The 9,855-nt window shown below is 59.8% G+C and carries 8 protein-coding genes and 1 pseudogene; 2 read left to right on the plus strand and 7 right to left on the minus strand.

The window, feature by feature from the left end:
* Nucleotides 1-12: 12 nt before the first annotated feature.
* Nucleotides 13-1,728: a putative bifunctional diguanylate cyclase/phosphodiesterase gene (locus MAXJ12_RS30130; protein WP_008839953.1), complete on the minus strand. Its 1,716-nt coding sequence runs from the start codon at nt 1,726-1,728 to the stop codon at nt 13-15.
* 613 nt (nt 1,729-2,341) lie between these two features.
* Nucleotides 2,342-3,034, minus strand: a pseudogene (locus MAXJ12_RS30135) (transposase).
* Between the two features lie 141 nt (nt 3,035-3,175).
* Between MAXJ12_RS30135 and MAXJ12_RS30140 the strand changes: the two are divergent.
* Nucleotides 3,176-4,111, plus strand: a complete 936-nt coding sequence (locus MAXJ12_RS30140) for a GGDEF domain-containing protein (RefSeq protein WP_008839955.1) — start codon at nt 3,176-3,178, stop codon at nt 4,109-4,111.
* Nucleotides 4,112-4,823: 712 nt separating this feature from the next.
* On the opposite strand, the gene MAXJ12_RS37265 is transcribed toward MAXJ12_RS30140, so the two are convergent.
* The 3 genes from MAXJ12_RS37265 to MAXJ12_RS30160 form a co-directional block, all read right to left on the minus strand.
* Nucleotides 4,824-5,180 carry a hypothetical protein gene (locus MAXJ12_RS37265; RefSeq protein WP_139044125.1) on the minus strand — a complete coding sequence of 119 codons (357 nt, stop codon included), beginning with the start codon at nt 5,178-5,180 and terminating at the stop codon, nt 4,824-4,826.
* A 147-nt stretch (nt 5,181-5,327) separates the two neighbouring features.
* Nucleotides 5,328-5,588, minus strand: coding sequence for a DUF6894 family protein (locus MAXJ12_RS30150; RefSeq protein WP_050898935.1), 261 nt, complete (start codon nt 5,586-5,588; stop codon nt 5,328-5,330).
* 583 nt (nt 5,589-6,171) lie between these two features.
* Nucleotides 6,172-6,546 (minus strand): exopolysaccharide production repressor protein, encoded by a 375-nt coding sequence (locus tag MAXJ12_RS30160; protein WP_341872554.1) that lies wholly within the window; start codon nt 6,544-6,546, stop codon nt 6,172-6,174.
* A gap of 1,201 nt (nt 6,547-7,747) precedes the next feature.
* On the opposite strand from MAXJ12_RS30160, the gene MAXJ12_RS34750 reads away from it, so the two are divergent.
* The gene (locus MAXJ12_RS34750) at nt 7,748-8,047 is read left to right on the plus strand and encodes a DUF982 domain-containing protein (RefSeq protein WP_139044126.1); all 300 of its coding nucleotides are present in this window, start codon (nt 7,748-7,750) and stop codon (nt 8,045-8,047) included.
* Nucleotides 8,048-8,979: 932 nt separating this feature from the next.
* Here MAXJ12_RS34750 and MAXJ12_RS37270 read toward each other — a convergent pair.
* Both MAXJ12_RS37270 and MAXJ12_RS39925 read right to left on the minus strand, forming a co-directional pair.
* The gene (locus MAXJ12_RS37270) at nt 8,980-9,294 is read right to left on the minus strand and encodes a hypothetical protein (protein ID WP_139044127.1); all 315 of its coding nucleotides are present in this window, start codon (nt 9,292-9,294) and stop codon (nt 8,980-8,982) included.
* On the minus strand, nt 9,272-9,787 hold the full coding sequence (locus MAXJ12_RS39925) for a terminase small subunit (RefSeq protein ID WP_341872555.1): 516 nt from the start codon (nt 9,785-9,787) through the stop codon (nt 9,272-9,274). Before MAXJ12_RS39925 ends, MAXJ12_RS37270 begins: the two co-directional genes overlap by 23 nt.
* Nucleotides 9,788-9,855: the final 68 nt, after the last annotated feature.

Raw genomic sequence — 9,855 nt, forward strand, 5'->3', positions numbered from 1 at the left:
ACCGGCCGGACGCTAGAACGCCCGATTTTCTTCCTTCCCCGATCGTACCTCCTCGGGGTGAGACCGCCTGATGAAATCTTGCGTCGCATCGCCGCCGAGCGGCCGTCCAAGGAAATGGCCCTGGAGGTAATCACATTGTTCCTGGATCAGCCACCGTGCCTGACCTGGCGTTTCAACTCCCTCCGCGGTGACGCTGATCCCCAAGCCGTGGGCCAAGCCTATGATCGATCGCACGATGGTCTGGCTTTTTTGACAGGTTTCTAAGTCCCTTATGAAGTACTGGTCTATCTTCAAGGTGTCGAATGGGAAGTTCTTGAGGTAACTCAACGAGGAGTAGTAGGTGCCGAAATCGTCCAGCGAGATTCGTATACCCAGAACGTTCAAGGTATTCAGTATGTCAATGTTGTCGATTGTCTGCTCGAGTAGGACCGTTTCGGTGATCTCGAGCTCGAGCCGATCTGCTCGAATTCCAACTGCGTCGATGATCTGGGCGACCGTATCCGTGAGCGAACCGCTGAGGAACTGCGCCGGTGACAGGTTTACCGCGACTGTCAGTGAAGATGGCCATCGAATCGCTTGGCGGCAGGCTTCCTCAATCACCCATCGTCCAATCTCATCCATCAGGCCGTCGGCTTCGGCGATCGGGATGAACACGTTCGGAGGGATGATCCCGACCTCGGGATGACGCCAACGCAGCAGCGCTTCGAAGCCCACGACCGATGAAGGAGGTCGAACAAGTGGCTGATATTCAAGAAAAAGCTCGCCCCGCTCCAACGCCATACGAAGGCTTCGTCTCAGATTCTCCCGCTGTTCGAGCAGGAGCAGCATCGAGCGATTGAAAATCCGCGCGCAACCGCGTCCTTCCTTCTTGGCTGCATAGAGAGCAATGTCCGCGGCTTTCATCAACTGCTCGGTCTCGGTCGCGTGTTCCGGTCCGAAAGCGATTCCGATGCTCGCGCCGACGAAGACAGGGATGTCGTTGATCACGAACGGCGCCTTGAACGCGCCGATCAACGATCCCGCGAGGCGTTCAGCTTCGGCAGGCTGCGGCTTTCCCGATAGAATGACGGCGAACTCATCCCCGGCCAACCGATATGCAAATTCGCCGTCCTGCAGCGCGTCCCGGATCCGGCCTGCCGCGAGCTGAAGCAACATATCGCCCGTTCCATGGCCGAGTGTATCATTGACCGCTTTGAACTCGTCGAGGTCAATTTGCAGCAGGGCCGTCGTCTCCTTTAATCCATCAGCCGCCGACAATGCTTGTTGCAACCGCTCGCTGAAGCCGCGCCGATTCTGCAATCCGGTCAACGCGTCGTGCGTCGCCTGATGGAGGAGCATGATATGCTCCTGCTCCTCCGCCAATGTTCGCCCGCCTTGCACCGTTTTTCTGGATTCGACGATTCCGATGCCGTTCGCAGCACCGAAGACGACAGCGGACCGGGGCGCTGCACCCAGCGATCGCTGAAGATCGACATGTATCGGAGCGCCGCCGTGGAGCACCTGATCAAATTTGTCGATGAGCCTGGTGTCGACGTTCTGATAGATCTCCCACAATGTCGCGCCCTCCACCACCGCGCGGTCGTGACTGCTTTTAAGTTTGGTCGAGCAGTGCGTTAGGCGGAAATCCTGATCATAGAACGACACAATGTCAGTCGTGTTCGCCAGAAAGTCCACGAGACGTGCTTCGCTGACAGACGAAGCATATGGCGGCGAAGGCACCTCCCTCATTGTTCCGGCACCCGATGTTTTCCGTCGCAAGAGCCAGTTCCATACGCGGTGCAAATCCGCATCTCCTCACACCTATGGTGAAGGTAGCAAACCGTTTAGGCGGTTGCAAACCTTCAACCTGCTTTGCAGCGATGCGGGTAAGCCATATAGGCCCGTATGCGAAAAACACAGCGACTGTTTCCAGCCGGTCCTCCTTTTCTCCTGAATTGTAGCCCGTTCGCTGCACCTTCGCGCATAGTTTCCTTACATCGAAACAGCCAGCGTGTGACCGCGGTCATCGTCCGCCCACGGACCAGCAAGCATCAGAGCTTCTCTGTAAGCGGGGCCCCTTCCCCGCCAGGGCTGATCGCAACCAGGCGAAGAATGCTTCTAACCGAAGCCGCAGCGGTCTGGCGTTCTGCTTCCGCTTCTGCGACTCTTCATCATGGTTGTGGGGGCTCTGACGTGGCATTCTCCCGCAGCTTCCTTGTGCTGCGAAATACCAGTCTGCCCGGCAGGCGAAGCCTTTCGGCGCAGTGCAAGGCTCAGCGTCAACGGCGGGTGGGCGAACTGTTGCCAAAAAACATCGCCCGACCTGCCCCGGCGAACCTAGAATCAAGAAGACCGCAGTGTTTCACGCTCTTGCGATATGCCTCGTGAGCAGGCGGATGTGGGCAACGAGAATCGAGGTTCGGCCGAGGCGATTGTGCGCTCGAAATCCTGGCGAGGCGCCGGCAACGTTCGTTCAACCACCCAGCGGCGTGGAAGGACTTCAAAGCCCTTGGCGCCGTCGAGCCGCATGACGCGATCTCGAGCACGAAGCTTCCGACCTTCTGGAGCGCGCGTTTCGGCTTCGGTCCCGTATAGCCGCCGTCGGCGTGACGGTGACGATGTGGCGCTTGCGGCCGTTCACCTTCTTGCCCGCGTCAAAGCCTGGAATTCCTCTGCTTTTTGTGGTCTTCACCGACTGGCCGTCGACAATGCCGGCGCTCGGACTGGCTTGGCGGCGTTCCCGTTCCCGCGCCGCCACGACGAGACTGTTGCTGATGGTGCGCAGGGGCCTGCCGTCGCGCCAGCCGTAGAAAGCAGCTCTGCACCTCTGCGCCGTCGTAAACGGCTGGAAATCCTTCGGCAGCATGCGCCACTGGCAGCCCGTCGAGGCCATGTGGAGGATCGCATTCACAACTTCACGCAAGTCCGCCTTGCGCGGGCAGCCGACAGGCATCGGCGGAACAATCGCCGTCCATTCGGCATTGCTCAGGTCGCTTCTTGCATACCGCACCGCCTCACTGGCACAGTCGTCGCGAGTGATATCCGTCCAAGGCATCGTGCTCTCCATCGAATCTTCGCAAATCCGACGGGATCAACCCACGGATATCACTCAACTCTTTTGGGCAGGCTCTTAGGCCATACAACCAAGACGATTATTATTGGTTTTTTCAAAGGTGTTGATCGATAGTGTAGGGCCATGGACGAGGTTTTGAACAAGCTTTTCCAGATGCACGAGAAGACGCTGGTCTTGATCGCCGCCTATGACGGCTTCGACCGGCTCCGTTATGCAAACGCTGCATTCCGCTCGGCATTTTTTATAGAGCCGGAAGAGACGCCGTTTTGGTCAGAACTGATGCGCCGCAATTTCCAGGCCCGCAGAGGCACCATCATTCGCGACCCGGATTTTGAAGCGTGGTTGATCTCAACGCAGTCGCGGCGAGGGAAGGTTGGGTTCCGAGCCTTCGAGACCGATCTTTTCGATGGCCGCTGGCTGTTGATGACGGAAACCGTTAACAGCGACGGCTGGATGCTTTGCATTGCCAACGATATCACCGGCTTGCGGGCGGACGAACGCTCGGTGCGGCAAGATCGGGACTTCGCCATGAAGGCCGCTCACACCGACGAGTTGACTGGCGTTGCCAATCGCCGGTTCGTGATGGCTCGCGTTGACGACATGCTGCAGCGACGCGATGCCAAGGACGCCGTTCTTGGTTGCCTTGGCGTTCTCGACATCGACAGCTTCAAAAGCGTCAACGACAGGTTCGGGCACCAGGTGGGGGATGTGATCCTGCGCGATTTTGCCCGACGAATACACGGCCTGGTACGTCGAACCGACTGTTTCGGCCGGGTGGGTGGCGAAGAATTCGTACTGGTTATGCCAGGCACGTCATTGGAGGAGGCGGAGTTGATCGTAGGCAGAATGCTGGCAGTTGTCCGCAGCGCGAGACCACTCGTGGAGCGTGCGGATTTCAGCTACACTTTCTCAGCCGGAATCGCTGCCGGGCGGCCCGGCGACATTGCCGCCAGCCTATATGCGCAGGCCGACAAGGCGCTTTATTCCGCCAAGCTGGCCGGACGAAATCGAATCCATGTGGCAGGTTCACTTCTCGGGCGATCTGCCGTTGGCGGATGATTTTGGAGCATGTGACCTAAGGCCGCGAAATCTCTTCACGCAACGGAACGCGCACTATTGAAGTCGGGCGATGAAAGCCCAGATCGCCTTCGACGCGGCGGCTTGAGGCCGCCGGCGAAGCCGAGGAAGCTGCTCTTGCGACCTTGGCTGAAACTTGCAGTTCTGCCGGATCGGACGCCAAGTGAATTCGAGCAAGTTTGAAGGCGGCGAGGAGACCATCACGCCGATCGGTATGCGGACCACCTACGGAACGCAACAGATGAGCGAAGAACCCACCTCGCAACCAACGCCAGCCCCGCCCTTCAGCCCAATGTCGTATTCGAAGCGAGGTGCTTGCCGACTTGGTCAAGCATCGAAACGGAAGCATAGAACTCCGCACAATCGGGATGCGATCCCGCACACCGGAACCATTGCGGCCCGTCCTTCGTTGCGCGTCATTGCCCATTTCGGAGTGCAGCACCAATGGCCGACAACACTGACAACAAGGCGACAGCAGGCAGAGCCAGCGCAGATGACGACCTGGCGCGGGAGACCGACGGTCTTAAGCGCGAATTGGCCAACTTAAGAGCGGTAATCGCAGAGCGCGCAGACGATGCTGTCGCGGCCGCTTCACGAGCGACCCAAGCTGTTGTCACCCCGATCAGAGAGAACCCTGGCGTTGTGAGTTCAGCATTCGTAGTGGGTGGCATCGTTGGCTTGCTTATCGGGCTGGCTATCGGCCAATCGGACCAGCGTTCGAGGCACTGGTATGACCGGTATCGGTGAGCCAGAGCGGCGGTCTTGTCTTCGCCGGCTCCCAAGCGCGAAAAGTTGTTCCTGTTGGAAAAGTGAGTGATGTCATGTCGCACTTTGCAGCCGCGTCACGGCTGGAGGCGTGTCCGTCGATATCCAGATTTGCCGCCAAGAGCCCGAAGCTGGTTGGACCCTTGCGGTAGTGGACCACGAGGGCCCTCGACTGTTTTGACGATAAATTGAAGCCGATCAGCCAGCGCTCGATGCCGGAATGTACGTCATTGAAGACGAGGACATCAGTGCCTTTGTCGAGGATCGATCGGGCACGCAGCACCAAGCGGCTCATAGTGGGCGGGCAGGAACCTCCCGTCCGGTTTGGGAATTTTTCGGACAGGATATTTTTTTACACCGCCTGTCCGCGGGGGCTAGGGCCCAGGGCTGGAGAGGCTGGTTGCGCTGAGCGCAGCAGCGGTCATCTGCTGCACTATTGGGAATAGCCTGAGGCGGCAGGCCCTGAAATCTCCACCTCGAAAACCATCACGGCATGTAGCACCGGGCGGCTATCTTCGTCGTGCACGTCCACCCTGAGCGTGTGGCGGGTTTCGTCGCGAAGGGTGCTCCGAACGTATTCGGCCAATGTCTGGATAGCCTCGGCGCGAACGTTCGCAAGACTGCTTTGCTCCATCCCGTCCTCGTCCGGATAGACCACGTCGTTGTCTCGTACGTCGAAGTAGTACTTCGCCATGGCGCCGAACCGTCTCTGACCCAAACTGTTCCATGTTTGATTGCGTACCGACGTGGGTCGACCAAATCGAGCCCGGTAGGAAGCTGCAAGGGGACGACTCGCCGGATTCGATTTCACCCGCGCTGTGGAAAACCGGGTGAACAACAAAACGAACAGATGATTCTTGATTCCGGCAGTTCGCATAACGCGGCCACGCCAGACGGTTGGCGGTCGTCATACTTCGTCCGCCTGCGGACGATTAACGTTGTCCGGCTTCAGGTTCGGCCGCTCCCTGTAGAAATCTGCCCACGATAGGCGCTGGTCCCGGGTGTGGTCGGGCGGATTGCTGGCTGGCTCGCGGCAGGTGGTGCGGACGATACCGTGTCGAGCGCAGCGGGGGCAGTCATCGCCGATCGTCATGCCGATGGCCGCCTTGGTCCCTTGGTCTTGCACATGGGACCGGGCCCCCGTGTCGCCGATTTGTCCGAAAAATGCCTGGCGCGCGACCTGTTCAGACGGCTGGCCTGTCCTCCCCACGCTGACTTGAAGCCTAGGAGTGGACTGTTGCCAACCGCGAACGGCGTCCGAGTTTTTGCGCCTCGGCTTACGGTCGACGGAACGCGGGACGACGCCGGTCAACCGGCTGACCTTTCCTGCCGGCTGGTCTTTGGTCGGCGAGCCTTGCACGTTCATTCTTTGCTGAGCTGTCTTCGATCTTCCGCGTATCGGCCGACCGCCACACAAGGAAAAGGACCGCGGCAAAGTAGCCGATCTGCGCCAGAACCGCGCAGATCACGGTCTGAATGAACGTCGTCCAAAGCGATTGCGTTACCACATATGTGGTGATCGCAAACACCAAAAGCATGCCGACAAGGCCGCGGAGGAACAGCAGAAAGGACATTTCTATCCCGCCGTGCCGCTCAAAAGCGTTGGTGCGTCCAAGCTCATGTGGAAAATTCCTCCCGCCCGAAGCACGCATCAGGGAAAGCGCACGCGGCTGCAGAGATCACCACGTGATGCCACGTTGCACCATTACGCCCTTTGGTGGAACGCATGACGAAAAGGCCTACCGCCCTGCCCCGATGACGTGGTGGCGGCTTGATTGGCACAGGCAGGCCGACACTGATTGCTTTGAGCCGGTCGCCTGTGCCACCCCACCAAGCCACATCGCAAAATCTACTTGTCACGCCGAAAATTGTCGTTGGCTTTGCGTCCAGCAACTTATCCCCGGATACATATTTCACCGGCAGTACCGCCTTCTCGTTCCGTCCTGATGGCCCAGTGCTATTTCAGGTGGCCGCTAGCCCGCACAGCACCTCGCGCCGGTAGCTGCATAGCCGCCTGGCAGCCTCACGCTTTCAGCCGGCTTTTCTTTACGCCTGTGCCATATCTGCACGAACCACGCGGCTGCTCGCTCTCTTTGACCGCCACCTTGTCGCCGACCGCGACATGGAATTGCCAAGGCACGGCAGCCTTAAGATTTCACCGATGGCGCCCCAACAGTGGCGTCGGCGAGGATCGTGCCGACTGGAATGGTCGGTCGCATGTCGCAAGAAGCTCGCGCTTGCCGCTTTGCGAGTTCCATGGCGGGTCATGATGGTAGCGAATTCGGCACCTTGGGGCGCGGATCTGGTCGGCCACGCGCGCCACTTCACGCTTGCGACTCGGCCGTCTCCTGGGCGAAGGCGGTGGGGATGAAGGCCGAGACGACGCGGCGGCCGCTCTTGCCGGCATGCTTGCGCAGGAACGCCGTCCAGCGTCCGCCTTCAGTTGTTGTCCCTGTCCCACAAGGCAACCGGCAGCCTGGCATAGGAAAGGATCCCGCGCGCCGGCGCTTGGCAGTGCCGGGGCTAAGTCGACGCGACGCCACACAGGCCTGAGGCGGCCCGTCCAAGTAGCAGCATTTGAATGGGCCTGGCCAATGCGATCAGGTAGCTATTGATGCGCAGTGGCTAGCGCATATCAGCTTGCGGTACAAAGCCCGCAAAAGGTGCGTTTGGGTAAGGGAGCGCACCCTTGATCAGGAGGGTGAAAACCGTTCGAAGGGATTGACCTGAACACTGCTCGCCGCGATGCCGGGCGACGCGGGCGCGCCCTTCAGTCACCGCAGCGTCTCTCTTGCTCACGACGGCGAAGCCGAAATAGCCTTGTTGCGCGGGACAGGGTTTGGGGTGTTTTGGATGGCTAAGCTTGAGGACAAGCCTTTCGACCAGGCCGTGATGGTCCATGTCGCGCGCGCCGGACTGGTCCAGAATATCGGCAGCGTTCGGGAGGCGGCGGAATGGCTGCTCCGCAAATGGCCCGCCGACAGCGAGAGCGAAACCTCTTGGAGCGCTCGCAAGGCCTGCCTCGAGGCGCTGCAGGGGCAAGGCGATGCCGCCAGCGCCCGCCAGGCATTCACAGACGCTGCCAAGGAAGCAGGCATTCTGATCGGCGACGCTTTCCGGCCGCCGCCCAAGCCCAAGAAGCGCAAGCGCTAGCGCCAACGCGCCCGCCAATAGGGATGATCCCCTCCCGGCTCAGGGTTCGCCGCCGCCGAAACGGATTCATGGTTCCCCTTCCGCTGTTTGGGGGAGTTGAATTTCCGGCAGTTCGGGAGCTAGCTGTCATTAGCCGGCTTCCGCAAGCCGACCTTGGCCCGGCTGTTTGATTGAGAGCCCCTTTCCAGGCAGCCGGGCCGATCCGGCTGCGGCAATGTTGGATTGAGTTTTCAGGAAATCTGGACGATGTTCATCAAGCCGGTCGCCCCGGCCGGAAGGCCTAGGCCCCAAAGAGATTGACGCCCCGGGCCCCGAGATTCGCCGCTGCGAGCAAGCACCTCGTGCGCCGGGTCACGCCTTCGGCGGCACGCCTGCCATCTTCTCGACCCGTCTCCACGGGCGGGGGCGGATTGATGGGTTCGCAAGGCGATCACCGCTGCGGACATGCCGTCCGCCCGCCGCGCCTGGGCATCAGAGCCAATTGAGCGGTTCCGGGCTCTCGAACGATGCAATGGATCGCACAATTACCGCTTTCGGCGGACTGTGGTCAGGAACGGTTCGACTTTTTGGTGAAAGGTATTGCCCTTGTCGCAACCTTCGGTCCGCCTTTACCATTCCCAAATGCCACGACGTTACTATACCCATCAGGATCCCGATGAACTCTGGACAGTGTACGATATGTTCACCGGATGGCCCGCGGAACTGGACGGCCTTGTTCTCGCGGGGATATGCGCGAAGGCTGCCAGCGAGCTCGTCGATGTGCTGAACCGGAGGGACCACAATGACCGAATGGCAAAGGGGGGATTTCGGGAGCAGGCCGGTTAAACTGGTCGCCTTGGGCAAAACGCAAAAGCCCGCCCACTCCCGCTCAGGCCATATCGACCGGGTTCGACAGCTCAACCTCATGGATCCGGGCAAAGGCGCGACGATCCTCACGGCGCATCGCGAAAATCCTCGATCGGATGAAGGCCTTGGATGCGCCGGGAGCCCAGGAAGACGTCCGCCAGCATCTTTCGGGCACGTTCGCAAAGGTCGATGAGATTCGACAGGCGCACTGCCAGTTCTTTTTGTGCTTGCCCATTGGCCGACGTGCGAACGGAATAAAGCCCGGCTGAGATGGTGAACCGCCCGTTATATTGCGTGCCATTATCAATCAGCTTCCGTAGTGGGCTGCTTCGGGAGCCGCACCGAGCCGGCAGCGGGCAGCTATGGCGAGAAGATCGCTCACAGCTTTGAACCGGCGCCACAGCGCTGTCCCACCCGCCTTTGAGATCTCAATTCCTTATCGTGCCGATCGGCGCGGAGACGCCACACCGATTGAGACCCTTCGCGATTGGCCGTCTTGGCGCTGTAGTCGGCCCGAATGGCTGCCTGCGTGGCGTTCAGGCCGACGACGTACCCTTCGACGAAACGCTGATGTTTGGGAGTCAGATCGGCCACACTGCCCCACTGTTTCGGGAGAGTGCTATGAATGAAAAAGCTTTGACGACGCTGTTCACTGACGTATGGGCGCTGCGCCTGGTCATGCAAAACGAGATACGGAGAGCGGCGGCACGAAGCGGCGAATTCGCCGAGTTTCTGGCAAAGCGCCACGAAGAGGTTCACGATGACGCGCGTCGCATCCAGACTGATGAGCCGACGAGAATGGTCATCGACGCCGCAATCGACAGGTTCTTTGCGCCGCTCTTGCAGGGACCACCGCCGCCCGCAGAATCGTAAATAAGCAAGACGGGCGCTCACCGCGGTGCAATGGAGGCGAACCTCTTAGAGTCCGTTTTGAAATTCAGGGATGGGCATTTCGTCGGACA

The organism is Mesorhizobium alhagi CCNWXJ12-2, assembly GCF_000236565.1.
GTDB classification, from domain to species: domain Bacteria; phylum Pseudomonadota; class Alphaproteobacteria; order Rhizobiales; family Rhizobiaceae; genus Allomesorhizobium; species Allomesorhizobium alhagi.